Below are 26,246 nucleotides of genomic sequence, written 5' to 3' on the forward strand. Positions count from 1 at the left end.
ACTTTCTTAAACCCTAAGGCATTGATTTATATTTCTGCTTTATTGCCACAATTTATCAATGTTAATAATTTTGAAATAGTGCATCTGCTTACTATTTCTTTAACCATTGCCTTAGTGCAATTTATCGCATTTTCCTTGTATGCCATGCTATCTAGTAATATTCAAAGGTGGTTAAAAAATAAGAATAATCGTCAAAGGTTTAATAAGTTGAGCGGCTCAACCTTTATAGGATTTGGTATCGTTCTAGGTTTGTCTGATCAATAAGTAGATTAGCGTAAAATTCATTGAATATTAATTAATGGTAGTTGTTGTGAGTGATCTTGATTTTTCATCTTTAAATTTAGAGCCTAATCTTTTAAAAAATTTAAGTACTTTGGGTTACAACTCAATGACACCGATTCAGGCGTTAAGCTTGCCGCCGATTTTGTCTGGCAAGGATGTTATTGGTCAAGGTAAAACCGGCTCAGGAAAAACAGCTGCATTTGGCCTGGGGTTGCTTAATAAGCTAGATGTTAAAGCTTTTCGCGTTCAATCAATTATTTTGTGTCCAACTCGTGAATTGGCGGATCAAGTAGCAAACGAGATCCGTAAATTAGCCAGAGCTGTGCATAATATTAAAGTATTAACTTTATGTGGTGGCGCACCATTTGGTCCGCAAATTGGCTCTTTAGAGTATGGTGCACATATTGTGGTTGGCACGCCTGGACGTATCGAAGAGCATTTGCGCAAGAAAACCTTAAAACTTGATCATATTGATACACTGGTATTAGATGAGGCAGATCGTATGCTGGATATGGGCTTTCAAGATGCGATTGATGATATTATTGAGAAAATTCCCAGCAATCGACAAACCTTATTGTTTAGCGCTACCTTTCCACAAGAAATTGAAGACATCGCTGAGCGTGTGATGAAAAACCCAACTGTGGTGAATGCGCCTTCAACACATGAAGAATCTACCATTAAGCAATATTTCTACCAAGTTAATTCTGATGATGAGCGTATGAATGCGTTACGCTTATTACTGGCTAAGCACAAGCCTGATTCTGCGCTGGTTTTTTGTAACACCAAGCGTGATACTCAAGATGTGGCCGATGAGTTAATTTACTATGGTTTTTACGCCTTGGCGATTCATGGTGATCTTGATCAGCGTGAGCGAGATCAAGCGTTGATTCGTTTTTCTAATAAGAGTATTTCAGTTTTGGTAGCAACCGATGTTGCTGCTAGGGGTTTGGATATTGATGCATTGGATCTAGTGGTAAATTTTAATATTGCTCATGATCCTGAAGTGCATGTGCATCGTATTGGCCGTACTGGACGAGCAGGGCGTAGCGGTATTGCCGCCTCTTTTTATAGCGATAAAGAAACTAGAAAGCTTGACGATTTAGAGATTGAAATTAGCACGGATGAATTACCAGGCGACACTCTGTTGGATAAACCAATTAAAAAACCAACCATGACCACTTTGAAAATTGATGGCGGTAAAAGACATAAGCTTCGTCCTGGTGATATTGTTGGCGGACTGACTGGAAAAGATGGCATACCTGGTGACAAAATTGGAAAAATTACAGTTTCTAGTAATTGGTCTTATGTGGCGGTAGAGTCAAGCTTGGTTAAGGTTGCACTAAAGAAAATTCAAAACGATAAGCTTAAAGGCAAAAATTTTAGAGTGAGGATTTTGTCTTAATTTACAATTGTTTTTAGCAATAAGATAGTTTGATCCATAGCTGCATTTAAATTTTTAAACAATTCAGCTTCGCTACTATGATTAGCATCATCAGAAATACCCTTGATTAAGCTAACAGGTATGTCGTATCTGTTAGCCACATAAGCAACAGAAAAACCTTCCATATCAACCATATCAGCATTATTATTGATCATTGAAGTGTTGGTGATGAAATTGATCGCCCGTCGTTAAAACCATGGATTTATTGGTATGCTCGGGTACATAGCAATCAATGCTTTGATACAGGTCTTGTTGATAATCATCAAAAGGGATAAAGGCATCATGCTGAGTGACTGAGCTAACAAAATATGCGCTTCCTGCAGGAAGTGAATTGATAGCACCTGCTAGGCCAATATTAATCAGTCGGCCAATATTGAATTTGTCAATCAGTATTGCTACTGCAAGTGTACTGGCTACTTTTCCAATGTTGGATTCAATTAGAGTAATGTGATTTTTTTGATAAATTTTGTAATCTAAGTGGCTATCAATTTGAACCAGCCCATAAGCAGTAATGATTTTTTCAACCTCTTTGCTCATAGCGCAAACAATGCCGATTTTAGTCATAGTTTATTTGTGCATTGATTTGTATATCAAGATTTTTTCTAGCATTTAAAAAGCCTAGTTCGATAACACATTCAAGCGCCACAACTTCGGCATGCAATGTTTTGATTAATTGGCTAACTGCTTTAACTGATCCGCCAGTTGCTAAAAGGTCATCAACAATCAATACTTTATCGTTAACTGAGATTGAATTTTCATGTAGTTCAAAGGTGTTTTGACCGTATTCTAATTGATAATTAATACTAATGCATTGGTCTGGCAGTTTACCTGGCTTGCGCACCATGACAAAAGGTACGCCTATTTTGTAAGCAACAGCAGCACCAAAAATAAAGCCTCTAGCATCTAGCCCAATAATTTTATCAACAGAGTTTGTATTGTATTTGTTGGCAATGTTGTCAATCACATGGGCGAATGCTTTTGGATTAGCTAGCAGTGGCGAAATATCTTTAAAGACAATGCCTTTTTTTGGGAAATCGACAATATCTTTAATATAAAGATTAAGGTCCATAATTAATTCTTTAGTGGTGTAATTTCAAGAATTTCCCAAGAATCAGAATCATAGTTAACCTTGTAGCCAACCAAAGCTTCTTCTACTTGATCTCTAAGTACTAAGGGAAGCTCCCATACACGTGTACAGCCCGGGAAGCCAAAAATATCATGATAAGTATTGTCTGAAATAGTAATGTGTTTACTTAAGCCCATTTGCGCAAAGCTACCCATAACATCCTCAATAAAAGTAGGTGGCGCTAAAGGGTAGAATTTAATTCTTTCATACATCTGAACGGTAGCAACAGCTTCCAATAAATTTTGCCTAACACCTTCGACATCGTTGATGTCTTGAACTAATTCTGTAATTAGGTCATTTTCCTTGTCGACGGTAATCGAGTGGATCATTGGAAAAACTTCCATTGTTTCAATTGACATAACAGCTCCTAATGTTTGAAGTGACGCATACTAGTAAATACCATGGCAATACCATGTTCGTTAGCTGCTTCAATAACCTCATTGTCACGCATAGAGCCACCCGGTTGAATGATGGCCTTAATGCCAGCTTGCGCTGCTGCATCAATGCCATCTCTAAACGGGAAGAATGCATCTGATGCCATTACTGATCCCTCTACCACAAGACCTTCATCAGCAGCTTTAATGCCAGCAATTTTGGCAGAATAAACACGCGACATTTGCCCTGCACCAACGCCAATTGTCATTTCATTTTTAACGTAAACAATGGCATTTGATTTAACGATTTTTGCAACTTTCCAAGCGAATAATAAATCTTTGATTTGCTCAGCTGTTGGTTGAATATCACTCACACATTTAATGTCGTTCTCAGTGATAACACCTAAATCTTTATCTTGCACAAGTAAGCCGCCGGTAACGCGCCTATAGTCAAGTGAAGGTTGTGCAGTGCTTAAATTGCCACACTCTAATATACGAACATTTTGCTTGACAGAAAGCACTTTTTTGGCATCTGTATCAACACTTGGTGCAATGATCACTTCAACAAATTGCTTATCCATAATATCCTGAGCAGTGTCTTTATCCAATGGACGATTAAAAGCGATGATGCCGCCAAAGGCGGAAGTTGGATCAGTTTTAAAGGCGTCTAAATAGGCTCTGTGAATGTTAGATCGAACAGCAACACCACAAGGATTGGCGTGTTTAACAATCACACAAGCAGGCTCATCAAAACTGCGTACGCATTCTAGTGCAGCATCCGCATCTGCCATGTTGTTGTATGACATTTCTTTGCCTTGAAGTTGTGAACTAGATGCCACACAAGCTTCTGAAATATTTTTCTCAACATAGAATGCTGCGTTTTGATGTGGGTTTTCACCATAACGCATTGACTGAACTTTATGAAACTGAAGGTTCATTGTGTTTGAAAATCCATCTTCATCTTTGCCTAGATAGTTAGCAATAGCGCCATCATATTGCGCTGTATGTTCAAAAGTTTTTAATGCTAATTTTGTGCGAGTTTCAAGTGTGGTGTTACCAGAGTTATTGATCTCATCAATAACAACTTGGTAATCAGATGCATCAACCACTACGGTTACTGATGCATGGTTTTTAGCGCTAGAGCGCAACATGGCAGGGCCGCCAATATCAATATTTTCAATTGCATCTTCTAGGGTGCAATCAGGATTGGCAATGGTTGCTTGAAAAGGATAAAGATTAACCACAACTAAATCGATTGGATTGATATCATTTTGTGCCATGACATTTTCATCGAGCCCGCGACGTGCCAAAATACCGCCATGAATTTTTGGATTAAGCGTTTTAACACGACCCGCCATCATTTCAGGAAATCCGGTGTAGTCTGATACTTCAATCACTGGAATGCCTTCTTCAGCCAATAATTTTGCTGTGCCACCCGTAGAAAGAATTTCAATATTTTTACTGCTTAAAAATTGAGCAAGCTCAGTAATGCCAGTTTTATCAGAAACACTGATTAAAGCGCGTTGTATAGACATGTTTTCCTTTGAATTTTGGAGTTAAATTACAAAGGTTATTATAGAGTTTTAGAGCTTATAGAGTTCTATTTTTTTCTTTAGCGTGCCACGATTAATGCCAAGCACTCGAGATGCCTCACTTTGATTGTTATCAACTAAGTTTAGAACAAATTTAATGACAATTGGCTCTACTTCGTTAGTGACCATTTTATGCACGCCAGACGCTTGCTCACCACCGAGTCGCTCGAAATAGCGAGCTAGTTTTGCATTGATACAAGCGGGTAAATCTGTTGAGCTCATAGTCGGCTTAAATAGTCCTTCAAAATGTTGAATTGTTGTTTTCGTTCAGTGATTTTATTGATGGTTTTCCAAAAATCTTGAACGTGATTTTCATCAAGGTGCGTAGCATACCAAAGAATGTGTTTCCTGGCGAGCCTCAATCCCAAAAAATCTCCATAAAAACTGTGAATTTGTTGAATATGATGGAGAATGGTGGTTTTTTTAACTTCAAGTGGTACTGGGTCAGAAATTTTTCCTGTTTTTAGATAATGATTAATTTCGCTAAAAATCCAAGGGTTTCCTTGAGTAGCTCGTCCAATCATTACACCAGAAGCTTGAGTGTAATCCAGCACTTGTTGTGCTTTTTTAGCATTGGTAATATCACCATTAGCGATCACGGGAATGTTCACTTGATTAACAACTGTTTTAATGGTGTTGTACTCAGCCATGCCATTGTACTTATCTTCTTTTGTACGCCCATGTACACTGAGCATTTGAATGCCGGCTTGTTGTGCAATTTGTGCAATGGTTGGTGCATTTTTATTGTCAACACTCCAGCCTGTGCGCATTTTTAGTGTAACTGGGATATCTACTGAACTAACAACTGCTTCTAAAATATTTTTAACTAACTTTTCATCTTGCATTAATGCGGATCCTGCAGCTTTGTTGCATACTTTTTTGGCTGGACAGCCCATGTTAATATCAATAATATCAGCACCAAATTCAACTGCTTTTTGCGCAGAAATAGCCAATTCTTTTGCTTCAGATCCTGCTATTTGAATACTTATTGGGGTTAGTTCGCCTTCAAAATTTAGTCGATATCTTGATTTATTAGTATTGAGTAGGTGTTCTTGGATAACCACCATTTCAGAGGTAGTAAGCCCAGCACCCAAAGATTTACACAATATTCTAAAGGGTTTATCGCTAGTGCCTGCCATTGGCGCTAGTAGCACTGATGAGTCTAGGTTGTAAGGTCCAATTTTAATTGCCACAATTTTAATTTATTTTTGAGCTTTACGAGTTTTTTCGAGCAGACGTCTTTGCTTTAGTTTGGACAGGTGATCAACAAACAAAATACCATCTAAATGATCAATCTCATGTTGAATGCAAACACCCAGTATTTCTCCTGCCTCTAGCTCAAACTCTTCGCCTTTCTCATTGAGAGCTTTGATTTTAATATGATTAGCGCGAGTAACACATTCGTAATAATTTGGTACAGATAGACAACCTTCATCCCATTCTAGTTCGCCATCTTTTTCGATGATTTCTGGGTTGATCAAACATAATGGCTGCGATTTATCTTCCGAAGTGTCAATTACAATTAAGCGAATATGATGATCTACTTGGGTTGCTGCAAGGCCAATACCAGGTGCTTCATACATAGTTTCAAACATATCTTTAACTAAGCTGCGAATGGTATCATCAACCTTCTCGATTGGAATGGCCTTGGTGCGAAGGCGTTTATCTGGATAATGTAGAATGGATAATAACATAACTATATTATAGTGTTTTTTGCAGTTTCAGATTGCTGTGGATGATCTTCATTAAAATGCAAGCCGCGGCTTTCTTGTCTAGAAAGGGCTGATTTAATAATAATTTGTGCAGTTTTAACCAAATTTCTAAGCTCAATTAAATCGCTAGAAATTACATATAAGCTGTAGTATTCATCAACTTCTGTTTCAATTTGCTCGAGCCTATGCTTGGCATAATTAAGTCGCCTATCTGAGCGAACAATACCAACAAAGTTCCACATAATTGAACGAACCTCGTCCCATAAATGAGAGACAACCACCTTTTCTTTAGAAGCTGCAACTCGTGAAGCATCCCATGGTTCTGATTGAAAAAAAACATCATCCAGTGTTTGTTGGTTAATATCATGTGCGCACGATTTGGCAAATACAATGCATTCTAAGAGTGAATTGCTGGCCATGCGATTTGCACCATGAACACTAGTATGCGCTACTTCACCTACGGCGTATAAATTCGTAAGATTGGTTTTTCCGGTTAGATTGGTATCAATACCACCGCAAGTATAGTGCGCTGCAGGAACGATAGGGATTGAAGTTTTGGAAATATCAATACCAAAACTTTTACACTTCGCATAAATAGTCGGAAAATGTTGCTGAATCCAATCCTTGCCTTTGAATGATATATCAAGATAAGCACAATCAAAACCGCCTGATTTCATCTCGGAATCAATCGCTCTAGCAACAACATCTCTGGGTGCTAGCTCGCCACGTTCATCATATTTGTGCATAAAGGTTTTACCATTTTGAAGGTGTAATTTTCCACCTTCACCACGAATAGCTTCAGAAATTAAAAATGATTTTGCATGCGGATGATAAAGACAAGTGGGGTGAAATTGAGCAAATTCCATATTAACAATACAGCAACCTGCACGGCTTGCCATGGCAATGCCATCACCTGTCGAAGTATCAGGATTTGATGTATAACGATAGACCTTTGATGCACCACCAGTTGCTAAGATAGTCTTGTGGGTGACAAAATTTTCTACTTCATGAGTTTTTTTATTGAGAATATAAGCACCAAAGCACTGGCCGTTATTAACAAGTAAATCAATGGCAATATAATCTTCAAATAGAGTGATGTTGTCACGCTGTTTGACATTATCCAATAGATTTATCTGGATAGATTGCCCAGTTTTATCAGCAACGTGTGCCACTCTCCGGTGGGTATGTCCACCTTCGGTAGTTAGATGGTAATCGTTATTGTCTTTAGTAAAGTGAACGCCAGATTCTTCTAATGAAGCAATAGCTGCAGGTGCATTTTCCACCATAAAACTTACTGCTTTTTCATCAGCCAAACCGCACGCTGTTGATAATGTATCAGTCACATGTGCTTTGAAATTGTCATGTGCATCTAAAACCGCTGATATGCCTCCTTGTGCATAAAAAGAGCTACCTTCTAATAGGTCGTCTTTAGCAATTAGTGCTACAGATAGATTGGTTGAGAGTTGCAAGGCACTCATGAGACCAGCACTTCCTGTGCCAATAATTAAAACATCAAATTGATACTGTATAGACATGGTTTTGCGTAGATTAGATTTTTGGTTTCACCATTAAAATCAATTTTGGCAACAGCGTTAGATTAGCCAGTAGCGCACTGAGCATGGCAATAGCCGTAAATATACCAAAATAAATACTTGGAATAAAGTTAGATAGTGCCAAAATTAAAAACCCTAAGGTAACCGTAATTGATGTGTAGAACATTGCAAGCCCGATACTAGCATGAGATCGATACATGGTTTTTGTATAGTCACCATCTTTCTTAAATTCAGTTTTAAAACGATGAATATAGTGAATGGCATTATCAACACCAATACCAATCGCAATAGCAGAGATGGTAATGGTCATCAGATCTAATGGGATATTGGTCCAGCCCATAATGCCGAGGATAAATAGTGATGGCAACGTATTTGGAATGAGGGCTAAAATAGATAAACTGATTGACTTGAAGATGAATAAAAACATAACAAAAATCATGCCAAAGACAACAGCAATGGTTTTTATTTGGGAGTCAAATAAGCTTTGTAACATATTGTTATAAAGTACTAACATGCCACTTAAGCGGAAGCTTTCAGGACGAAAGCCTAATTCTTCAGAGATATGATGGTTGATTTTATCAATCAGCTCACCACGTTTAAGTTCTTTGTTAGTTTCTCGGATACGAATCACCATGCGTAGCTGGCCGCTTTCCTCTGAAATATAAGGATCAAGTACGTGTTGTTTGGCAGATTCTGGAATTTGACCACGAACAATATTTAAGAAAAATCCATTGAGTGCCTGGCCATCGTTCGCCTGAGTTAAGATACTCATGAGTGTGTCAATAGAAAGCACTTTTCCAGTTTCATCTAGGCTATCAAGATATTCATGCACTTCGTGTATTTCTTCACGCAGATCTTCATCGAACCAATAGTCTTCCGCTATATCATCGAAAATAATTTCTAATGGGATGGTACCGCCTAGTTTTTCATCAATTAAAGTTAAGCCTTGATTGATTTCAGTACTTTCTTTGAAGTAGTCAATAAATCGATTTTCTACACTAAGCTTGTTGATCCCAACAGCAGAGGCACCAATAAAAACAACTAAAACGATTAATAGATGATTGCCAAAGCGCTCTACAAATTTAGCCAATGTTGTGGTGAAGCCTAATTCAGTTTTGTGGGTAGCAATTTTAGCTTTTGGCAATAGTGACATAATCATTGGAAATGCCAAGAAAGACAATATCAGTGCAATGGTAACGCCAATTGACATCATCCAGCCAAAATCAATAACAGGGCGAATGCCACTAATTAATAGTGATCCAAATGCAGCAAAGGTTGTTAGTGTGGTGAATAAACAAGGCTTGAACATTTGGGTTAAGGTGTCTTTGATTAGCTGATCAGAGCCAAATTCAGGATTGAGTTGAGATAATTCTCGGTATCTAACGACTAAATGAATAATGACTGATAAGGTCATTACCAGTAATAATGAGAAAAAGTTGCTAGAAATAATAGTCACTTTCCATTCTAAAAATGCCAGTAATCCAGTCATGATTAAGGCGCCAGTAATGCTAATAGCAATGGGCATAATCACCCAGCGTAAGCCTTTAAAAATAAGTGCTAGAATTAGTGTCATTAGTCCAATCACTGCCAAACTGAAAACAATCAAATCACTACTGATATAGCTAACGATATCAGTAGTGATCATTGGCAATCCACCTAGGAATAGGCTGGCTTTATCAGAGTATTTGAGGATTTGTGTGCGAATTTGTGTGATGGTTTGAGCTTGTTGATCGCCCTGAATGGTTGCATTGCGTAATACTTGTCTTTCAATACTTTTAAGCTTGGCTAATTGTTCAGTATCAAGGGTTTTATTAGCTCGTTGAATGCGCATTTGATCGCGAGACTCTCTAAGTTCTTCAAACCTTGGGTTGTCTTTTAAGCTAACTAAAATAGCGGTTGTTTTTCCATCTTTACTAACCAGATTATTTGCATATAAAGGCGATGCTGTAAACTCTTTAATGGCAAGAGTAAGATCGGCATTGCCATTTTCAATGGTAATATTTTCACTGCCTAAGTTTACTAATGACAGTGGCGGAGAGCGAAATAAAGGCACATCTAAAATGCTAGTAATTGATTTAACTTGTTCTATTTTCTCTAAATCTAGCTTAAAATTTTCTAAATGCGTTAATTGTGTAGGATCGAGAAGATCACCTTCTACTTGATAAGAAATAACCAAATAATCATCAGAGCCATAATTTTTCTTAATACTTTGGTAAAAAGCTAGATTTTCATCACCCTCAAGTACCAAAGAGTCAGAGGAAGCATCTAGTTGAAAATTTGGAATTTGAGAAACAAAAAACCCCGCAATAATAAGGAGCAGGGTTAAGCCTAAAAGTGATTTTTTTAAAACAAAATTAAAAAACATGTTCATAGTTTTGGTGTATTTTTTCTAAGTTAGAATTCAAATTTAGTGGATTTTTTCAAGCCCTGCATAACATCCAGCTGGGTTTCGAATAATGATTTGGTTTCCCACTTATGCTCACTAAGACGAGTGATAATTTTAGCACTCATGGCTTTTTCCGTACCTTCGACAACAAAAATGCGTCCACCAACATTGAGTAAGTGGAAGAATCGACCGGTAATTTTTGGTACTGAAGTGCCAATAACCACTACATCAAAAAAATCTGTAGATCGTTTCCAGCCTTTTGAGGCATCACCAACTTCTAGAGTAATATTGGAAATATTCAATTTTTTGAATTTTTGTTGAGCTGAATTACTTAATCCCTCATCAATTTCAATGCTGGTAATTGACTTGCATAATTTTGATAAAACAGCTGTTAAATAGCCGCTACCCGTGCCAACCTCCAAGACGGTTTCATTCTTTTTTATTTTAAGTGCATCAAGAAGTCGCCCTTCAACTTTGGGTGATAGCATTTTTGCTTTATCAGTTAACGGAATTTCAATATCAGCAAAGGCAAGGTTTTTATATTTATCTGGTACAAAATTCTCTCTAGGAATATCTCTTAAAGCGTTGTTAGCAATGTAGTCCAAACCGCCCCAAGGGCGAATTTGGTTATCAATGGCGTTTTTTCTAGCTTGCGATATGTCCATAATTTTTATCGTTTTTTAGGAGGTAATAAATCAGTAATTGTGCCTTCAGCCATTTCTACAGCAAAGGCAGTGGTTTCACTTAAAGTAGGGTGGGCATGAATGGTTAAAGCAATATCTGACATATCACAACCCATTTCAATGGCTAAAGTGGCTTCAGCAATGAGTTCACCTGCATTGGTGCCACAAATTCCCATACCTAGAATTTTTCCAGATTTTGCATCGAATAAACCTTTGGTTACGCCTTCAGATCTACCAATACTTAAGCTTCGACCGCTTGCAGCCCAAGGGAACACACCTTTTGTATAATCAGCACCCTCGGCTTTAAGCTCTTTTTCTGTCTTGCCTGTCCAGGCAATTTCAGGATCAGTGTAGGCAACTGATGGAATGGTAAGAGCGTCAAAGCCAGATTTGTGTCCACAAATAACCTCAGCAGCAACTTTAGCTTCATGAACTGCTTTGTGCGCAAGCATCGGCTGGCCAACAATATCACCAATGGCGTAGATGTTTTCTACATTGGTTTTCATTTGTTTATCAACATTAATAAACCCCCAGTCATCTACTTCAACACCGGCTTTATCAGCATCAATCAATTTACCATTTGCTGAGCGACCAATCGAGACTAGCACTTTATCAAAGGTGTCAAATTCAGGTGCTTTTTTACCTTCAAAGCCAACTTTAATGCCTTCGTCTATTGCTTCCATGCTTGCTACTTTGGTATTAAGGAAAATATTAGCGTAGCGTTTTTTAATGCGTCTGAATAAAGGGTTAACAATGTCTTTATCAGCACTGGCAATAAGCTGATCTGATAATTCCACCACGGTGATCTCACTGCCGAGTGCTTCATATACAGTGGCCATTTCTAGACCAATGATGCCACCACCAACAATTAATAAGCGCTTGGGAATATCACTTAATTCTAGCGCATCTGTTGAATCCATAACTCGCGGATCATCAAATGGAAAAGCTGGGATTTTGGTTACACGAGATCCTGCAGCAATGACACACTGTTCAAATTCAATAACTTCATCGCTATCATTAATAGCAATTTGATTATTAGAAATAAATTTTCCATAGCCAGTAATAACTTTTACTTTTCTTGCTTTTGCAAGTGCTTTAATACCAGCTGTTAATTTGGAAACAATATTTTCTTTATTGCTGCGTACACCATTAATGTCAATATTTGGCTCGTTAAATGTCACACCTAAATGTGTTGCTTCTTCAGCCTCATTAATAACTTGAGCGGTATGTAGTAATGCTTTTGAAGGAATACAACCAACGTTTAAACAAACGCCACCAAGCGCTTCATAGCGTTCAATTAAAATAACTTCTTTGCCTAAGTCAGCTGCTCTAAAAGCAGCAGTATAGCCACCTGGGCCTGATCCAATAACAACAACTTGAGTTTTAGTAATCATAATAAAATTTCTCTAATATCTTGCAGAATTGAGTTTAAACCTCTTTGCCTAAGTCAGCTGCTCTAAAAGCAGCAGTATAGCCACCTGGGCCTGATCCAATAACAACAACTTGAGTTTTAGTAATCATAATAAAATTTCTCTAATATCTTGCAGAATTGAGTTTAAATCTGCCATAAATCTTCCGCCTTGTGCGCCATCAATAACACGATGATCATATGATAGGGCTAGGGGCAATGTTAGTGTTGGTATGAAGTTTTTTCCATCCCAGATTGGTTTAGTTTGTGAGCGAGAAATACCTAAAATAGCAACCTCTGGCGCATTAACAATTGGTGTAAATTGCGTACCACCAATACCGCCAAGACTTGAAATGGTAAACCCTGCACCTTGCATATCGCCCGGTTTAAGTTTTCCATCGCGTGCTTTAGCTGAAGTTTCAGCTAGCTCCGTAGCCAGTTCAGTGAGTGATTTTTTATCAATCTCTTTAATCACAGGAACAACTAAGCCTTTTGGTGTATCCATAGCAATACCTAAATTAAAGTATTTTTTAAGAATAAGATTCTCACCTGATTCATCCAAAGAAGCATTGAATCTTGGGTGATTTTTCAAGGCTTGAACAACGGCTTTCATGATAAATACAAGTGGTGTTAATTTAACACCCTTAGCTTTTTGCTCTTGTCTAAAGCCTTCCATTTGATCAATATTAACTTCATCAAATTGAGTGACATGAGGGATATTCAGCCAGCAAGCAGTTAGATGTTTACCTGAAAGTTTGTTAATTCTAGATAGTGCTATTGTTTCGGTGCCACCAAATTTTGTAAAGTCAATCACTGGCACTTTTGGCAATGCGCCGCCAGTACCACCAAAAGTAATAATTTGTTTAACATAGCCTTTTAGATCTTCGTCTAATATTCTGCCTTTTGGTCCGCTACCAGAGACGTTGCTTAAATCAACTCCTAGCTCTCTGGCTAATTTACGAATAGAGGGTGAAGCATGAGATTCACCTTTTGGTAAGGTTGATATTGATTGATTTAATGTTGGCTTGGAAGCTTTCGTAATAGGTGCAGTTGGGGCGAGTATAGCCGCTTGTACTACTTTAGTTGGCTCGGACGTTGTATTACTTGCAGTAGTTTCTATTGTTAGAATAAGGTCTCCTAAGGTGAGTTTGTCGCCTAGGTTGATACTAATATCGATTACTTTTCCAGCAATTGGAGTTGGGATTTCCATAGATGCTTTGTCACTCTCTAGAGTGATAATACTATCTTCTTTTGCGATTTCATCTCCAGCAGAAACTAAAATTTCAATCACTTCAACCTCGTCAAAATCACCAATATCTGGCACAATAACAGGCACTATTTTTGATTCAACTTGATCAGAATTGTTGGATTCTTCAGTGCTTGATTTATTGCTGACGACTGTATCTTCGGTACTTTCAATGCTAATTATTACATCACCTTGTTTAATTTTATCGCCAATATTTATATTAATAGCGCTTACTACGCCAGCACTAGGTGTGGGAATTTCCATAGAAGCTTTGTCGCTTTCTAAAGTTAAGATGCTGTCATCAACCGCAATTGTGTCGCCAACACTCACTAAAATCTCAATAACCTCAACTTCATCGAAGTCGCCAATATCAGGCAATTCTATATTTTTTATCGCAGACATAATCTAAATTTAACTACTCATTTAAAGGTGATAATTATCGCAAAAATAGGCCTTAAAGGGGGATAAATGTTAAAATACTTTCAACCAAACTTTTTAATGCTTGGGATTATTTTTTTATAGGACCTTATTACACAATGCCAAATGCGCTGCTAATTTCAAATTTAACAAAAACTTATGCCAATAATATATCAGCATTATCACAGGTTAATCTAAGCGTTGAACAAGGTGATTTTTTTGCATTGCTAGGTAGTAATGGCGCTGGTAAAACTACCATGATTGGTATTATTAGCTCTTTATTGAATAAAACTTCAGGAGAGGTGAGTGTACTAGGGTTGGATCAGTCGACCAATCTTAATCAAGTTAAACGCATGATTGGACTCATGCCACAGGAATTTAACTTTAATCCTTTTGAGCCAATTGAAGAAATCTTAATTAATCAAGCTGGCTATTACGGCATTGATCGTCAGTCAGCTAGGGCTAGAGCAGAGGTATTGCTAAAGCGTGTAGAGCTTTGGGATAGGCGCCTGAATATGGCAAAATCCTTATCCGGCGGTATGAAAAGACGATTAATGTTAGCTAGAGCATTAATTCATGATCCAAAAATTTTAATTCTTGATGAGCCAAGTGCTGGCGTGGATGTTGAAATTCGTCGCTCTATGTGGAAATTTCTAAAAGAGCTTAATGAGCAGGGAATGACCGTTATCCTCACTACACATTATTTAGAAGAAGCTGAATTGTTATGTCGTAATATTGTTATTTTGGATAACGGGCAAGTGATTGAGCAAAGTAGTATGAAAAAATTACTCACCAAGGTCGCTCATCAAGTGCTAATTTTAGAAAGTATTGAAACTTTGCCAGAAGTTTTGCCAGAGTTTGATTTTTCTATTGAAAGATTAGATAACAACTCAATTCAAGTAATATTAGATGGTATGAGTATTAGTCGGACATTGAGTGAATTAAGTAAAAAAGGTATTGAGATTGAACATGTCAGAAGTGCACAAAATCGCTTAGAAACTTTGTTTTTACGCTTAACCTCAAAGGGAAAATAATATGTGGATCGCCTATAAAACTATTGTTGTTAAAGAAATTTTACGTTTTTCACGTATTTGGGTGCAAACCATTTTTCCACCAATTATTACCACATCACTATATTTGTTGATTTTTGGTGGTTTGATGGGTGAGCGTATTGGAGACATGCAGGGGGTGGATTATTTGCATTTCATTATTCCCGGAATTATCTTAATGACCGTTATTCAAAATTCCTATGCTAATACTGTTTCTTCATTCTTCTTGGCAAAATTTAATCATAGTATTGAAGAGTTATTGATTTCTCCAGTGTCTTATTGGGTGATTTTATTGGGCTATATTTCTGGCGGAGTTGCCCGAGGATTTGCTGTAGGTTTGGGTGTTTTTATTGTAGTGTCGTTTTTTGTTGATTTGAAAATTTATAGTATTGGCATTGTTTTAATCACTTTCTTGCTAACGGCTATTTTGTTTTCTTTAGCAGGGTTTATCAATGCAGTTTTTGCTCAATCGTTCGATGATATCTCAATCGTTCCAACCTTTATCTTAATGCCGATGATTTATTTGGGCGGTATGTTTTATAGTATTGAAATTCTGCCAGAGTTTTGGCAGGTATTAAGTAAATTTAATCCGATTTACTATATGGTTGATAGTTTTAGAATGGGTTTTTTAGGTAGCTCCACAACTGATTTTGTTGTTTCTATGGTGGTGCTAATTTCTATGATTTTGGTACTAGCGGTGGTTGCTTTTTATCTACTAAAAAGAGGTGTCAATATTAAGACTTGATAGAGTCTTCTTCGCCTGAAATCATTCGTTTGATGTTGCTTCTATGAGTATAGAGAATCCACAAACTCATTAAACAAATGATATAAGTTGCTTTAAGATCACCACTTAAGAAAAAGAAAAACACAGGTGTTAATAGCGTGGCAATTAATGCTGATAGCGAAGAAATTTTTAGCACCTTGGCAACAAACACCCAAATCAATGTAAAACTTGCGCCAATAGTAAAACCTAGTGCGAACAATGCACCTAAAAACGTTGCTACGCCTTTGCCACCTTTAAAGCTAAAGAACACTGGATACACATGGCCTAAAAAAGCTGCTAACGCTATCCAAGTAGCATCAACTAAATCAAACCCCATATAAACAGCAAGTAAAACAGGCAGTGCACCTTTAAGGCCGTCACCTACTAAGGTAATGGCAGCAGCTTTTTTACCGCCAATACGTAATACATTAGTAGCGCCAGGATTATTTGACCCCTGGGTTCTTGGATCGGGTAAATTAAGCGCCTTACAAACAAGAATTGCGGTTGAAATGGAGCCGATAAGATAGCTAAGGATAATTGCAAAAGAGAACTCAGGTAACATGGTGGCTTAATTTGATAAAGGGATTAATTGCCCAGAATGTTACTATGGATATTGTATTTATACAAGGATTAAAAATTGATTGTGTGATTGGTATTTACGATTGGGAGCGTGAAATTCGTCAAGATATCATTCTAGATATTGAGATGGGATTTGATATTAAACCTGCCAGCAAGACGGATAATATTGATCAAACACTTGACTATAAGTTGGTTTCAAAACGTTTAATTGATTTTGTAAAAAACAGTGAATTTCAACTAGTAGAAACCCTAGCTGAGAAAATTTGCGAAATTATTCTTAATGAGTTTAATGTTGAACAGGTAAAGCTTACTTTGAACAAAGGTAAGGCAGTTACCGGTGCTCAAGGGGTTGGTGTGATCATTAATCGAACTAAAAATGGCTAAAATTCATATTAATATTGGCTCAAATCAGAATCGTGAGGCAAACATTGTCGGCGCAATTGATTTTTTAAGGCTTAATTTTAGCGATATCAAAATTTCCGATATTTTTGAATCACCTGCGCAAGGTTTTAAAGGCGATGATTTTTATAATGTCGGTATTAACGCCACAACTAAGCTAACACCTAGTGATGTTAATTTGGTGCTAAAAGATATTGAAAAAAAATTGGGACGTGAAACAACACAGCCTAAATTTTCATCACGTTTAATTGACCTAGATTTGGTGACTTATGACTTAGTTGTCAACCTAGATTTAAATATTCCCAGAGATGATATTTTAAAATATAATTTTGTCTTATTGCCTTTAGCACAACTTAATTCAGATGAATATCACCCTATTTCGGGTAAAACTTACCAACAATTGAGCACAACCATGAGGCAATTAAAATCGTATAATATTCAAATCTTAAATGGAGCAGAATCATGAAAAAAATATTATCAATATTGTTAATAACGCTAACCACCTTCACGAGCGCTAATTATGAAGCAGGCATGGATTATGTGGTATTAGATAAGCCAGTTAAAACAACGACAGGCAGTAAAATTGAAGTGCGAGAATTGTTTTGGTATTATTGCCCGCATTGTTACAATCTTGAGCCAACACTTAACGCATGGATTAAAAAACTTCCTAATGATGTTGAGTTTATTCGTCAGCCTGCAGTGTTCTCTCAGCGTTGGGAAAATGGCGCAATTTTTTATTATGCATTGGAAGAATTGGGCTTGATAAAATCAATGCATGGCTTATTATTCAATGCTATTCATGCTCAGAAAAATCGAATTAATTCTGAGTCAGATTTTGTTGATTGGCTGGTTGATATAAATAAAAAAGAAGACAAACAAGAATTTAAAGAAAAAGTTGAAAAAGCTTTAAACTCATTCTCAGTTAGAACTAAAGTTAATAAATCAAAAATTAATACGGTGAAATATCACACTTCAGGTGTGCCAGCAATTGTGGTTAATGGTAAATATTGGACCGATGCCACTCATGCAGGTAGCTCACTTCAGATGTTAAAAGTGGTAGATTATCTTATCAAAAAAGAAAGCAAAGTTGAATGATACAATTTTAGTTTTATCCGGTCTTGATCCTTGTGGTGGCGCCGGTATTGCTGCTGATATTGAAACACTTAATCGATTTGGGATAACGCCACTACCTATTGTAACTACGCTAACCGTGCAAAATACACAGCATGTTGAATTCATACAAGCAGTTGACTGTCAACTGATTGAAAAACAACTTAATACTTTAGCAGAAGATATTGATATCAATATTATTAAAATCGGATTGTTATCATCAGTTGAGCAAATCAATACTATCGCTAGTTGGATTGATGAAAATCATACGGTTATTCTTGATCCTATTATTAAGGCTAGTACCACGGATAAATTACTAACTCAACAAGTTATTGATGCACTCAAGCAAGTTTTGCTGCCAAAGGTGAATGTACTTACACCTAATGTATCTGAACTTGAAAGCTTAGCACCTGGACTTAGTGAACGAGAGGCGGTCGCTTCACTGCCTTGCGAATGGGTTTTATTAACCACCACTGATGTTTCTGAACAAATGATTGAGCATCGACTTTATCATCAAAGTGAACTACTAGAACGGTTTACGTATCATAAACTTCCTGGGCAGTATCACGGTTCTGGTTGCACATTGAGTAGCGCAATTAGTGCACTGATAGCCTCCAAGTTGGATGTAAATATTGCTGTAAAGTGTGCACTTAACTACACCTACCAAACTTTGCTAACTGCCAAGCAAATAGGTAAAATGCAATATCATCCTAATAGAACAACCCCCTTGATATGAGTTTTATTAATAATTGGCTAAGATCTAACATTCAAGAGATTAATGCATACCATGTGCCACCTGCTAGCGATGTAGTAAAACTCGATGCGATGGAATCACCATTTGCCTTACCTGAAAATCTGATTGAACAATATTTGGCTTATTTGGCAGAGTGTGAGCTTAATCGTTATCCGAGTCCTGGTGCAGATGAGCTCAATCAAACCTTAAGAGAATTAATGCAAATTCCTCAAGAGTTTGGTGTTTTACTGGGCAATGGCTCAGATGAGTTGATTCAGTTATTGGCATTAGCCTGTGCAACAAACGACACAATTTTGAGTGTTGAGCCAAGCTTTGTCATGTACGACATGATTGCTAAATTCACGCGTTTAAATTATCAAGGCGTAGCGTTAACATCGGATTATCAGCTAGATTTGGAGCTAATGCTGCAAACTATTTCTGAGAAAAATCCTAAGCTTATTTTTATTGCTTATCCAAACAATCCAACGGGCAACACTTTTAATAGGGCGGATATTGAAACGATTATTAAATCTACAGATGCGGTGGTGGTTTTGGATGAAGCTTACTATGCTTATGCAGGTGATAGTTTTATTGATGATATTGCTAAGTATCCAAATTTAGTGGTGTTGCGCACAGTTTCTAAAATCGGTTTTGCGGGATTGAGATTAGGATTGTTAATCGGTTCAAAAGAGACGGTATCAGAATTGGATAAGCTGCGTTTGCCTTACAATATCAATACACTAACCCAAGTGAGTGGTAATTTCTTGCTAAAGCAAAAAACAGAAATTAATAAAAATGCGGCTATTATTATTGAGCAGAGAGCGTTTTTATTAGAAGCATTAATTCAAGTTGGCGGGTTGACGGTATACCCATCACAAGCAAACTTTATTTTATTTAAAGCGCCTAGAACGCAAGCATTATTTGATTATTTAAAAGAAAATGGCGTGCTGATTAAAAACCTCAGTAGCTCGCCAAGGTTAATCGATTGCTTGCGTGTAACGGTTGGAGATCAAATTCAAAACCAACTATTTATGGCAATTGTTAATAAGTTCTACGTCTTACAAGAGGATGTAAATGATTAACAATAAAGAGTTGGAAAAATACATTAACAACTACTTAAATATTGCTAAATTTGAAGATTATTGCCCTAATGGTCTTCAAATTGAAGGTAGGTCTGATATTGGTAAAATTATATCTGGCGTTAGCGCAAATCAAGATTTGATTGATCAAGCCATCGATGAAAAGGCTGATGCGATTTTAGTTCATCATGGATTTTTTTGGAAGGGCGAAGAGCAGGTGCTTACCGGTATTAAAAAAAACCGTATCAAAGCTTTATTAGAAAATGATATTAACTTATTTGCTTATCATTTGCCACTTGATGCGCATCCGATTGTAGGAAACAATATTCAGTTGGCATTGCGCTTTAATATTCAAAATCCACAGCCCATTGGCGACACACTGGTATGGCAAGGTGAGGTTGAAGCACCGTTAAGCGAGGTAGCTCAATCAGTGATGAATATTACTTCACGAATGCCTTTAGTTTTTGGCGCTAAAGATAAGCAGATTAATAAAATCGCGTGGTGCAGTGGCGGCGCACAAAGCTACATTAAATTTGCAATTGAAGCGGGTGCCGATTGTTTTATTACTGGTGAAGTGTCAGAGCAAATTCCAGCCATTTGCAAAGAAAATAACATTGCCTTTATTGCTGCTGGACATCATGCCACCGAGCGTTATGGCGTGCAAGCATTGGCTCAGCATTTATCTCAACAATTTGAACTTGATTATCAATATATTGATATTGATAATATTGTTTGATGAAAATTACAAAATCGAAAGACCTCTTGCCAAGCAAAGCGTGGGATGCGGTGGATATTGCAAATATTAACGGCACTACGGTTCGTCTGCATTGGGCAAATCAGCCTTATAAATGGCATGTGAATAACGGGAAGAAGTGTTTGTTGTTCTAGATGGAGCCGTAGATATGCACTATATAGAACAAGGAAAAGAGCATTCCTCAATACTAGAATCAGGTGATATATTTTTTGCGTCAACGGGTACAAAGCGTGTAGCTCATCCCATGGGCGAAGCAAGAATCTTGGTTGTTGAAAAAGAAGGCAGTATTTAGATTTTTGTGTGGGCTTTAATCAGCCATGGACACAGAGTTGTTAAAGTATAATTAAGACTGATTTTTACAACTTTTATTTATTAAACTTATGAGCAAGGCAAATAGCATAAATCGCACTAAAAGTGCGACTAAAAATTTCAACGTTGCTGTTGTTGGTGCAACAGGTGCTGTGGGCGAAACCATTCTTTCAATTTTAGAGCAGCGTAATTTCCCTATTGATAACCTGTATCCATTGGCCAGTGCCAATTCAGCCGGCAAGAAAGTATTTTGTCAGGGTAAGAGCTGGACAGTTCAAGATTTGGACAAGTTTGATTTCTCTCAAGTGCAACTAGGTCTGTTCTCTGCAGGTGGCAGTATTTCTGAAAAATACGCGCCTATTGCAGCCGATGCTGGTTGTGTTGTGATTGATAATACTGCGCACTTTAGACGCGATGAAGATATTCCATTAGTGGTTCCCGAAGTTAATCCTCATGCTATTGCTGATTACACAAAGCGCAATATTATTGCTAATCCTAATTGTTCGACCATTCAAATGTTGGTAGCGTTAAAACCAATTTATGATGCCGTTGGTATTGAGCGTATTAACGTGGCAACTTATCAAGCGGTATCTGGTTCTGGCAAAGAAGCCATCTCTGAATTAATCAATCAAACTACTAAATTATTAGGTGGTGATACTGATGTAGATGTTGAAGTCTATCCAAGACAAATTGCTTTTAATGTAATTCCTCATATTGATGTATTCCAAGAAAATGGCTACACTAAAGAAGAGATGAAAATGGTTTGGGAAACAAAGAAAATTTTCGAAGATGAAGATATTTTGGTTAATCCAACAGCAGTACGTGTGCCGGTTATCTATGGTCATTCAGAAGCTATTAATATTGAAACTAAAACCAAAATTACTGCTGCTGAAGCGACTAAGATTTTGTCAAAAGCAAATGGCGTTACAGTGATGGATAAGCGCGAAGATGGCGGCTATGCAACACCATTTGTTGAAGCAACAAACCATGATGACACATTTGTTAGTCGTATTCGCGAAGACATCTCTCATGAGAAAGGACTAAACCTATGGGTGGTTTCTGATAATATTCGTAAAGGTGCAGCGTTGAACACGGTTCAAATTGCTGAAATTCTAATTGAAGAGTATTTATAAATAAAAAACTATGATTAAAGTCTCTAGAAAAACTAACGAAACTGATATTACTGTTAAGCTTAACTTGTATGGTACAGGTAAGGCTAATATTGATACAGGTGTGCCATTTTTAGATCATATGCTAGACCAGGTGGCGCGTCACGGCTTAATGGATATTAACATTAAGTGTGATGGTGATACTCAAATTGATGATCACCATAGCGTTGAAGATATTGGTATTACGCTAGGCCAAGCTTTTGCTCAAGCAACGGGCGATAAAAAAGGCTTTACTCGTTATGGACACTCTTATGTGCCATTAGACGAGGCATTGTCACGCGTGGTGTTAGACCTCTCTGGTCGTCCAGGCTTGGATCTTAATGTTAGTTTTACTCGTGCATTAATTGGCACTTTTGATGTTGATTTATTCTCCGAGTTCTTTACAGGCTTTGTTAATCATGCTTTAGTGACACTGCACATTGATAACCTAAAAGGGGTTAACTCTCATCATCAAGCAGAAACTATTTTCAAGGCATTTGGTCGTGCGCTTAGAATGGCAGTTACGCCTGATGAGCGTCAAGCTGGTGTTATTCCTTCAACTAAAGGCTCGCTTTAAAAGGCATTTATGCAGACCATTGCAATTATTGATTATGGTATGGGCAACGTGCGTAGTGTGCAAAAGGCCATCGAGCATGTTGCGCCAAACGACAACGTCATATTGACTAATAATGCAGATTTAATTAAACAAGCGGATCGCATTGTGTTCCCTGGTCAAGGTGCTATGGGTGCCTGTATGAGCGCACTTAATGAGCATGGTTTAGCGGATGTTATTAAGCAATCTGCCCATGAGAAACCATTTTTGGGTATTTGCTTAGGGCTACAACTTTTGTTTGACCATTCGCAAGAAAATGGTGGAACAGAAGGTTTGGAAATAATTTCTGGAAATGTAATTAAATTTGCAAAAAGCGATCTTAAAATCCCGCACATGGGCTGGAACACGGTTAAACAGACTGTTGATCATCCACTTTGGCACAATATTGATGATAATTCACGTTTTTATAGTGTGCATAGTTATTATGTTGAAGAAGTGGATGCTAGTGTGGTATCAGGTACGACCAACTACGGTATTGACTTTACTTGTGCGATTGCTAAAGACAATATGTTTGCGGCGCAATTTCATCCTGAGAAGTCCCAACATAATGGTTTGCAATTGCTAACTAATTTTGTTAACTGGACAGTTTAGATATTTTTGTAATTGTCTAGTTCGATAATTAGTCTAGTTTTGTCATTCTGAGCAACATCTATCCAGCTTCTATCTTCAAGTGCACCTGCTAATGCGTATAAAAAACATAAATGCGGCTCGCTCAATTTAATATAGGTAGGAATTGCACCTATTTTTTGTAAATCAGCTTTGGTATAAACTCCAATCTGATTTAATTGAAGTTCAGATTTTTTGCCCAAACCTTGTAATTTTGACAACTCACCCATTAGGCTTATCAGTTAATACTTTTTAAACATTTAACATACGCTTGATGATTCATTGGCGAGTTGTTTTTTTGTGAAGAGAAGATCATTTCTGCAATGCAATTCATTATTTGATGTTCAGCTTTATGAGGGTCACCAACTTTATTGACAATTTTTTGATAAGTTTCTTTAATACCAGGTGGTTGATTAATTGATAATTGCTCCCTAAGAGAGAGATGTAAGTTGATATGCAAAAAAGGATTAACCTCACCTTGCTCTGGGAAGTAGTCAGATTCAATATTTTTAATCAGTGAATGGTATTCTGGATGAATTTTAATCACTTGAGTTAGCTGAGTTTCTAGCGGATCAAGTATTTTTTTATCCAGAAATTTTTGCCAAGCATTGGCAAGAAATTTTCTTTGTTCAGATCTGTCTTGGGTGTAGAGCACCGATTTGCTCTAGTTATAGATTTTTTTCTTCGTATTCACATAAATCAAGCAAAATACATTCAGTGCATAATGGTGAACGCGCCTTACAAGTATAACGACCGTGCAAAATCATTAGGTGATGTGCGGGTACTCTAAATTCATCAGGAATGAATTTAACCAGTTTCTTCTCAACTTCAAGAACCGTCTTGCCACTAGCAATGGCAGTACGATTAGCGACACGATAAATATGCGTATCAACCGCGATAGTCGGGTGACCAAACGCGGTATTTAGCACAACATTAGCCGTTTTACGACCAACACCCGGTAGCGCCTCAAGTTCTTTACGAGTTTCAGGCACGTTAGAATCGTATTTATCGATTAGAATTTTACAAGCTTGAATGATGTGCTTAGCTTTTGAATTAAATAAGCCAATAGTTTTAATTGTATCTCTAAGTGTATCTTCACCTAATTCAAAAATTGTTTCAGGCGTATTGGCAATTGGGAACAATTTATCAGTCACCTTGTTGACACTTTTATCCGTCGCTTGGGCAGATAAAGTCACCGCTACTAATAACTCAAAAGGTGTCGTGTAATTTAGTTCTGTTGTTGGATTAGGTATCTTTTTAAGTAACCTTTCGAACATTTCAAAGCGTGTTTCAGCGTTCATTCTTCTCTTTTATTAATTCCTCAATAGCCAGAGATTATACCTTAATTCTGAATTAATAGCAAAACGACCTAATCATATAGATGTAAATATCTCTAAAAAAATGATTCCCCATAGCTTTCAAGCTGCTGCCAAAGGGATTCTTTTTTTGGATGTTGTTGACGCAGGATGTTTATTCGCTGAAAATAATCATCAATTGCTAAATAACCATTTTCGCCTGATTGAACCCTGCCTTGAATAGTTTCAAACCAATTCTTAGATTCATCTTCAGTTAGACTTTCCGGATAGTTTCTGGCTTTAAAGTGGATGAGTAGGGTGGCTAATTTATCATCTTTGAATTTAGGATGAAAATCCTTTAGCTCGTTAATATTAAGTACTTGTAATTGCTCGCCAATACGTTTGTCTGAATTGTCCATAAAGCCACCATATAGAGATTGATCAACATCTTTGTTGCCAGTAAAATCTTGATCATTACGATACAGATCCTGAACAACTTTTTCAATAGCTACTTGATTATCTTGAATAAAATTTAGGCGCTGTAAGCAAGACTCCATGTTGATTTGTAACTGTTCAGTAACCTTTGGATCAAGCTTATGGACATTGGGCACAAACATAGGGCTTTTATTAAAGATTAGATCCTTAATTTGCAAACGTTCAACTCCTTTGGGTAATTCTGATTGTTTGGTAAACATCAATTTTTTAAGCTCTTCAGTGTCTAGCGCTAACAAGATTGATGGATCTTGATCTAAATTAAAAACAATAGCTCGATCGTTATAAGTAGGGTGATACGCTAATGCGACAGATAGTCGTGTACAAGATTTTTCAGCCGCGTACATGCCAGAAGTGTGCAACATTGGCTCAAATAAATTAAGCTTAGATTCTACAAATTTTTTCTCACGCAATTTAAAAGCGTGATCAAACAGCCCAGGCTGAGTTTCTTTAATAATTTTAGCAATGGCGATGGTTGCGCGTACATCCGCTAGAGCATCGTGCGCATTGGCATGCTCAATACCATTAGCTAAAGATAATTGATCAAGCTTGAAAATTGGCTTGCCGTTATCATCATGTACCCACTGTAAACTGGCATCTTTTTTAAGCGCATAGCACATGCGTACCACATCTAAAATATCCCAGCGTGTATTGCCATTTTGCCAATGCCAAGCATAAGGGTCTAAAAAATTACGATACAACGTGTAGCGAGTAAATTCATCATCAAAGCGAATTGAGTTGTAGCCAGCAACACAAGTATTCGGTGTTGCAAATTCTACAAGAATTTTTTTAATAAACTTATGTTCAATCATGCCTTTTTGTTTGCATAATTGAGGTGTAATGCCTGTTACATTGCAAGCTTCTGGTGATGGCAAGCAATCGTTAGTTGGTTTGCAATAAAACATGTGTTCATCAATTATGTTAAGATTTTCATCAGTTCTGATGCCTGCAAATTGCGAGATTCGGTCTGTCTTTGGATTGATACCAAAGGTTTCGTAGTCGTACCAGTAAAATGTTTTCATGAGTTTATTTTAACGAATTTTAGACAATAAAAAACCCAGCATTGTCGCTGGGTTTTTTTCAATAATTTAATTAAA

The 26,246-nt window shown here is 37.2% G+C and carries 31 protein-coding genes and 2 pseudogenes; 14 read left to right on the forward strand and 19 right to left on the reverse strand.

The features are described 5' to 3' along the window. Together BTHERMOSOX_RS00995 and dbpA are read left to right on the forward strand one after the other, a co-directional pair. On the forward strand, positions 1 to 264 hold a 264-nt coding region (locus BTHERMOSOX_RS00995), incomplete at its 5' end, for a LysE family translocator (RefSeq protein ID WP_171004610.1). Between the two features lie 46 nt (positions 265 to 310). Further along, positions 311 to 1,684, forward strand: coding sequence for an ATP-dependent RNA helicase DbpA (gene dbpA, locus BTHERMOSOX_RS01000; protein WP_138118556.1), 1,374 nt, complete (start codon positions 311 to 313; stop codon positions 1,682 to 1,684). Here dbpA and BTHERMOSOX_RS01005 read toward each other — a convergent pair. From BTHERMOSOX_RS01005 to BTHERMOSOX_RS01070, 14 genes and pseudogenes are all read right to left on the reverse strand, one after another. After that, positions 1,681 to 1,878: a phosphorylase family protein gene (locus BTHERMOSOX_RS01005; protein WP_138118557.1), complete on the reverse strand. Its 198-nt coding sequence runs from the start codon at positions 1,876 to 1,878 to the stop codon at positions 1,681 to 1,683. The genes dbpA and BTHERMOSOX_RS01005 overlap by 4 nt on opposite strands. Continuing rightward, on the reverse strand, positions 1,868 to 2,287 hold the full coding sequence (locus BTHERMOSOX_RS01010; protein WP_138118558.1) for a 5'-methylthioadenosine/S-adenosylhomocysteine nucleosidase family protein: 420 nt from the start codon (positions 2,285 to 2,287) through the stop codon (positions 1,868 to 1,870). The genes BTHERMOSOX_RS01005 and BTHERMOSOX_RS01010 overlap by 11 nt, the downstream gene beginning before the upstream one ends. Then, a complete protein-coding gene (locus BTHERMOSOX_RS01015; RefSeq protein WP_138118559.1) occupies positions 2,280 to 2,792 on the reverse strand; it encodes an adenine phosphoribosyltransferase in 513 nt (170 codons plus the stop codon). Before BTHERMOSOX_RS01015 ends, BTHERMOSOX_RS01010 begins: the two co-directional genes overlap by 8 nt. A gap of 2 nt (positions 2,793 to 2,794) precedes the next feature. Then, positions 2,795 to 3,208 carry a hypothetical protein gene (locus BTHERMOSOX_RS01020; RefSeq protein ID WP_138118560.1) on the reverse strand — a complete coding sequence of 138 codons (414 nt, stop codon included), beginning with the start codon at positions 3,206 to 3,208 and terminating at the stop codon, positions 2,795 to 2,797. Between the two features lie 8 nt (positions 3,209 to 3,216). Then, positions 3,217 to 4,758, reverse strand: a complete 1,542-nt coding sequence (purH, locus tag BTHERMOSOX_RS01025; RefSeq protein ID WP_138118561.1) for a bifunctional phosphoribosylaminoimidazolecarboxamide formyltransferase/IMP cyclohydrolase — start codon at positions 4,756 to 4,758, stop codon at positions 3,217 to 3,219. 48 nt (positions 4,759 to 4,806) lie between these two features. Further along, positions 4,807 to 5,037 (reverse strand): helix-turn-helix domain-containing protein, encoded by a 231-nt coding sequence (locus BTHERMOSOX_RS01030; RefSeq protein WP_138118562.1) that lies wholly within the window; start codon positions 5,035 to 5,037, stop codon positions 4,807 to 4,809. Beyond that, on the reverse strand, positions 5,034 to 6,011 hold the full coding sequence (dusB, locus tag BTHERMOSOX_RS01035; protein WP_138118563.1) for a tRNA dihydrouridine synthase DusB: 978 nt from the start codon (positions 6,009 to 6,011) through the stop codon (positions 5,034 to 5,036). Before dusB ends, BTHERMOSOX_RS01030 begins: the two co-directional genes overlap by 4 nt. Before the next feature lie 6 nt (positions 6,012 to 6,017). Further along, positions 6,018 to 6,509 carry a peptide deformylase gene (gene def, locus BTHERMOSOX_RS01040; protein ID WP_138118564.1) on the reverse strand — a complete coding sequence of 164 codons (492 nt, stop codon included), beginning with the start codon at positions 6,507 to 6,509 and terminating at the stop codon, positions 6,018 to 6,020. A gap of 2 nt (positions 6,510 to 6,511) precedes the next feature. Next, positions 6,512 to 8,062: an L-aspartate oxidase gene (nadB, locus tag BTHERMOSOX_RS01045; RefSeq protein ID WP_138118565.1), complete on the reverse strand. Its 1,551-nt coding sequence runs from the start codon at positions 8,060 to 8,062 to the stop codon at positions 6,512 to 6,514. A 13-nt stretch (positions 8,063 to 8,075) separates the two neighbouring features. Next, on the reverse strand, positions 8,076 to 10,451 hold the full coding sequence (locus BTHERMOSOX_RS01050; protein WP_138118566.1) for an efflux RND transporter permease subunit: 2,376 nt from the start codon (positions 10,449 to 10,451) through the stop codon (positions 8,076 to 8,078). Between the two features lie 23 nt (positions 10,452 to 10,474). Further along, entirely contained in the window at positions 10,475 to 11,131 is a 657-nt protein-coding gene (locus BTHERMOSOX_RS01055) for a protein-L-isoaspartate O-methyltransferase family protein (protein ID WP_138118567.1), read from the reverse strand. Positions 11,132 to 11,136: 5 nt separating this feature from the next. Further along, positions 11,137 to 12,543: a dihydrolipoyl dehydrogenase gene (lpdA, locus tag BTHERMOSOX_RS01060; protein ID WP_249360567.1), complete on the reverse strand. Its 1,407-nt coding sequence runs from the start codon at positions 12,541 to 12,543 to the stop codon at positions 11,137 to 11,139. Between the two features lie 37 nt (positions 12,544 to 12,580). Then, positions 12,581 to 12,670, reverse strand: a pseudogene (locus BTHERMOSOX_RS01065) (FAD-dependent oxidoreductase); the annotation flags it as partial. Further along, positions 12,667 to 14,205 carry a dihydrolipoyllysine-residue acetyltransferase gene (locus BTHERMOSOX_RS01070; RefSeq protein ID WP_138118569.1) on the reverse strand — a complete coding sequence of 513 codons (1,539 nt, stop codon included), beginning with the start codon at positions 14,203 to 14,205 and terminating at the stop codon, positions 12,667 to 12,669. The pseudogene BTHERMOSOX_RS01065 and the gene BTHERMOSOX_RS01070, both read right to left, overlap by 4 nt. Before the next feature lie 134 nt (positions 14,206 to 14,339). Between BTHERMOSOX_RS01070 and BTHERMOSOX_RS01075 the strand changes: the two genes are divergently transcribed. Continuing rightward, a complete protein-coding gene (locus tag BTHERMOSOX_RS01075) occupies positions 14,340 to 15,254 on the forward strand; it encodes an ABC transporter ATP-binding protein (RefSeq protein ID WP_138118570.1) in 915 nt (304 codons plus the stop codon). A gap of 1 nt (position 15,255) precedes the next feature. Beyond that, positions 15,256 to 16,014 carry an ABC transporter permease gene (locus BTHERMOSOX_RS01080; protein WP_138118571.1) on the forward strand — a complete coding sequence of 253 codons (759 nt, stop codon included), beginning with the start codon at positions 15,256 to 15,258 and terminating at the stop codon, positions 16,012 to 16,014. Here BTHERMOSOX_RS01080 and plsY read toward each other — a convergent pair. Beyond that, complete coding sequence (gene plsY, locus BTHERMOSOX_RS01085) at positions 16,004 to 16,594, reverse strand: glycerol-3-phosphate 1-O-acyltransferase PlsY (RefSeq protein ID WP_138118572.1); 591 nt, start codon at positions 16,592 to 16,594, stop codon at positions 16,004 to 16,006. The genes BTHERMOSOX_RS01080 and plsY overlap by 11 nt on opposite strands. Positions 16,595 to 16,638: 44 nt before the next feature. Between plsY and folB the strand changes: the two genes are divergently transcribed. The 10 genes and pseudogenes from folB to hisH all read left to right on the forward strand — a co-directional run bounded on the left by folB (position 16,639) and on the right by hisH (position 23,347). Next, the gene (gene folB, locus BTHERMOSOX_RS01090; protein ID WP_138118573.1) at positions 16,639 to 16,995 is read left to right on the forward strand and encodes a dihydroneopterin aldolase; all 357 of its coding nucleotides are present in this window, start codon (positions 16,639 to 16,641) and stop codon (positions 16,993 to 16,995) included. After that, entirely contained in the window at positions 16,988 to 17,476 is a 489-nt protein-coding gene (gene folK / locus BTHERMOSOX_RS01095) for a 2-amino-4-hydroxy-6-hydroxymethyldihydropteridine diphosphokinase (protein WP_138118574.1), read from the forward strand. The genes folB and folK overlap by 8 nt, the downstream gene beginning before the upstream one ends. After that, on the forward strand, positions 17,473 to 18,105 hold the full coding sequence (locus tag BTHERMOSOX_RS01100; RefSeq protein ID WP_138118575.1) for a thiol:disulfide interchange protein DsbA/DsbL: 633 nt from the start codon (positions 17,473 to 17,475) through the stop codon (positions 18,103 to 18,105). Before folK ends, BTHERMOSOX_RS01100 begins: the two co-directional genes overlap by 4 nt. Then, entirely contained in the window at positions 18,098 to 18,856 is a 759-nt protein-coding gene (gene thiD / locus BTHERMOSOX_RS01105) for a bifunctional hydroxymethylpyrimidine kinase/phosphomethylpyrimidine kinase (protein WP_138118576.1), read from the forward strand. The genes BTHERMOSOX_RS01100 and thiD overlap by 8 nt, the downstream gene beginning before the upstream one ends. Continuing rightward, positions 18,853 to 19,935, forward strand: coding sequence for a histidinol-phosphate transaminase (gene hisC, locus BTHERMOSOX_RS01110; RefSeq protein WP_138118577.1), 1,083 nt, complete (start codon positions 18,853 to 18,855; stop codon positions 19,933 to 19,935). The genes thiD and hisC overlap by 4 nt, the downstream gene beginning before the upstream one ends. After that, complete coding sequence (locus BTHERMOSOX_RS01115; protein WP_171004611.1) at positions 19,928 to 20,668, forward strand: Nif3-like dinuclear metal center hexameric protein; 741 nt, start codon at positions 19,928 to 19,930, stop codon at positions 20,666 to 20,668. The genes hisC and BTHERMOSOX_RS01115 overlap by 8 nt, the downstream gene beginning before the upstream one ends. Next, positions 20,668 to 20,978 (forward strand): annotated as a pseudogene (locus BTHERMOSOX_RS01120) (cupin). The gene BTHERMOSOX_RS01115 and the pseudogene BTHERMOSOX_RS01120 overlap by 1 nt, the downstream one beginning before the upstream one ends. Positions 20,979 to 21,066: 88 nt before the next feature. Next, positions 21,067 to 22,128: an aspartate-semialdehyde dehydrogenase gene (locus tag BTHERMOSOX_RS01125; protein WP_138118578.1), complete on the forward strand. Its 1,062-nt coding sequence runs from the start codon at positions 21,067 to 21,069 to the stop codon at positions 22,126 to 22,128. Positions 22,129 to 22,138: 10 nt separating this feature from the next. Beyond that, positions 22,139 to 22,720 (forward strand): imidazoleglycerol-phosphate dehydratase HisB, encoded by a 582-nt coding sequence (gene hisB, locus BTHERMOSOX_RS01130; protein ID WP_138118579.1) that lies wholly within the window; start codon positions 22,139 to 22,141, stop codon positions 22,718 to 22,720. A 9-nt stretch (positions 22,721 to 22,729) separates the two neighbouring features. Further along, entirely contained in the window at positions 22,730 to 23,347 is a 618-nt protein-coding gene (gene hisH / locus BTHERMOSOX_RS01135; RefSeq protein ID WP_138118580.1) for an imidazole glycerol phosphate synthase subunit HisH, read from the forward strand. Here the strand turns inward: hisH and BTHERMOSOX_RS01140 are convergent. The 4 genes from BTHERMOSOX_RS01140 to sbcB form a co-directional block, all read right to left on the reverse strand. After that, a complete protein-coding gene (locus tag BTHERMOSOX_RS01140; RefSeq protein ID WP_428992034.1) occupies positions 23,344 to 23,583 on the reverse strand; it encodes a TfoX/Sxy family DNA transformation protein in 240 nt (79 codons plus the stop codon). The genes hisH and BTHERMOSOX_RS01140 overlap by 4 nt on opposite strands. Positions 23,584 to 23,600: 17 nt before the next feature. Then, on the reverse strand, positions 23,601 to 24,017 hold the full coding sequence (locus BTHERMOSOX_RS01145; RefSeq protein WP_138118582.1) for a DUF1841 family protein: 417 nt from the start codon (positions 24,015 to 24,017) through the stop codon (positions 23,601 to 23,603). A gap of 13 nt (positions 24,018 to 24,030) precedes the next feature. Beyond that, the gene (gene nth / locus BTHERMOSOX_RS01150) at positions 24,031 to 24,663 is read right to left on the reverse strand and encodes an endonuclease III (protein ID WP_138118583.1); all 633 of its coding nucleotides are present in this window, start codon (positions 24,661 to 24,663) and stop codon (positions 24,031 to 24,033) included. A gap of 92 nt (positions 24,664 to 24,755) precedes the next feature. Continuing rightward, positions 24,756 to 26,171: an exodeoxyribonuclease I gene (gene sbcB, locus BTHERMOSOX_RS01155; RefSeq protein WP_138118584.1), complete on the reverse strand. Its 1,416-nt coding sequence runs from the start codon at positions 26,169 to 26,171 to the stop codon at positions 24,756 to 24,758. Positions 26,172 to 26,246 lie beyond the last annotated feature (75 nt).

Origin of the sequence: Bathymodiolus heckerae thiotrophic gill symbiont (genome assembly GCF_900128515.1) — a bacterium.
In the GTDB taxonomy this organism is placed as follows: domain Bacteria; phylum Pseudomonadota; class Gammaproteobacteria; order PS1; family Pseudothioglobaceae; genus Thioglobus_A.

What these genes read in the sequence shown, in the direction of transcription:
- hisH (WP_138118580.1), top strand. Translation starts at nt 22,730, where the DNA reads ATGCAGACCATTGCAATTATTGATTATGGTATGGGCAACGTGCGTAGT.
- BTHERMOSOX_RS01015 (WP_138118559.1), bottom strand. Translation starts at nt 2,792, where the DNA reads ATGGACCTTAATCTTTATATTAAAGATATTGTCGATTTCCCAAAAAAA.
- sbcB (WP_138118584.1), bottom strand. Translation starts at nt 26,171, where the DNA reads ATGAAAACATTTTACTGGTACGACTACGAAACCTTTGGTATCAATCCA.
- plsY (WP_138118572.1), bottom strand. Translation starts at nt 16,594, where the DNA reads ATGTTACCTGAGTTCTCTTTTGCAATTATCCTTAGCTATCTTATCGGC.
- BTHERMOSOX_RS01075 (WP_138118570.1), top strand. Translation starts at nt 14,340, where the DNA reads ATGCCAAATGCGCTGCTAATTTCAAATTTAACAAAAACTTATGCCAAT.
- BTHERMOSOX_RS01080 (WP_138118571.1), top strand. Translation starts at nt 15,256, where the DNA reads ATGTGGATCGCCTATAAAACTATTGTTGTTAAAGAAATTTTACGTTTT.
- BTHERMOSOX_RS01100 (WP_138118575.1), top strand. Translation starts at nt 17,473, where the DNA reads ATGAAAAAAATATTATCAATATTGTTAATAACGCTAACCACCTTCACG.
- folK (WP_138118574.1), top strand. Translation starts at nt 16,988, where the DNA reads ATGGCTAAAATTCATATTAATATTGGCTCAAATCAGAATCGTGAGGCA.
- BTHERMOSOX_RS01005 (WP_138118557.1), bottom strand. Translation starts at nt 1,878, where the DNA reads ATGATCAATAATAATGCTGATATGGTTGATATGGAAGGTTTTTCTGTT.
- BTHERMOSOX_RS01010 (WP_138118558.1), bottom strand. Translation starts at nt 2,287, where the DNA reads ATGACTAAAATCGGCATTGTTTGCGCTATGAGCAAAGAGGTTGAAAAA.
- purH (WP_138118561.1), bottom strand. Translation starts at nt 4,758, where the DNA reads ATGTCTATACAACGCGCTTTAATCAGTGTTTCTGATAAAACTGGCATT.
- folB (WP_138118573.1), top strand. Translation starts at nt 16,639, where the DNA reads ATGGATATTGTATTTATACAAGGATTAAAAATTGATTGTGTGATTGGT.
- hisB (WP_138118579.1), top strand. Translation starts at nt 22,139, where the DNA reads ATGATTAAAGTCTCTAGAAAAACTAACGAAACTGATATTACTGTTAAG.
- nadB (WP_138118565.1), bottom strand. Translation starts at nt 8,062, where the DNA reads ATGTCTATACAGTATCAATTTGATGTTTTAATTATTGGCACAGGAAGT.
- BTHERMOSOX_RS01055 (WP_138118567.1), bottom strand. Translation starts at nt 11,131, where the DNA reads ATGGACATATCGCAAGCTAGAAAAAACGCCATTGATAACCAAATTCGC.
- BTHERMOSOX_RS01115 (WP_171004611.1), top strand. Translation starts at nt 19,928, where the DNA reads ATGATTAACAATAAAGAGTTGGAAAAATACATTAACAACTACTTAAAT.
- BTHERMOSOX_RS01020 (WP_138118560.1), bottom strand. Translation starts at nt 3,208, where the DNA reads ATGTCAATTGAAACAATGGAAGTTTTTCCAATGATCCACTCGATTACC.
- BTHERMOSOX_RS01050 (WP_138118566.1), bottom strand. Translation starts at nt 10,451, where the DNA reads ATGAACATGTTTTTTAATTTTGTTTTAAAAAAATCACTTTTAGGCTTA.
- nth (WP_138118583.1), bottom strand. Translation starts at nt 24,663, where the DNA reads ATGAACGCTGAAACACGCTTTGAAATGTTCGAAAGGTTACTTAAAAAG.
- lpdA (WP_249360567.1), bottom strand. Translation starts at nt 12,543, where the DNA reads ATGATTACTAAAACTCAAGTTGTTGTTATTGGATCAGGCCCAGGTGGC.
- BTHERMOSOX_RS01030 (WP_138118562.1), bottom strand. Translation starts at nt 5,037, where the DNA reads ATGAGCTCAACAGATTTACCCGCTTGTATCAATGCAAAACTAGCTCGC.
- hisC (WP_138118577.1), top strand. Translation starts at nt 18,853, where the DNA reads ATGAGTTTTATTAATAATTGGCTAAGATCTAACATTCAAGAGATTAAT.
- def (WP_138118564.1), bottom strand. Translation starts at nt 6,509, where the DNA reads ATGTTATTATCCATTCTACATTATCCAGATAAACGCCTTCGCACCAAG.
- BTHERMOSOX_RS01070 (WP_138118569.1), bottom strand. Translation starts at nt 14,205, where the DNA reads ATGTCTGCGATAAAAAATATAGAATTGCCTGATATTGGCGACTTCGAT.
- BTHERMOSOX_RS01125 (WP_138118578.1), top strand. Translation starts at nt 21,067, where the DNA reads ATGAGCAAGGCAAATAGCATAAATCGCACTAAAAGTGCGACTAAAAAT.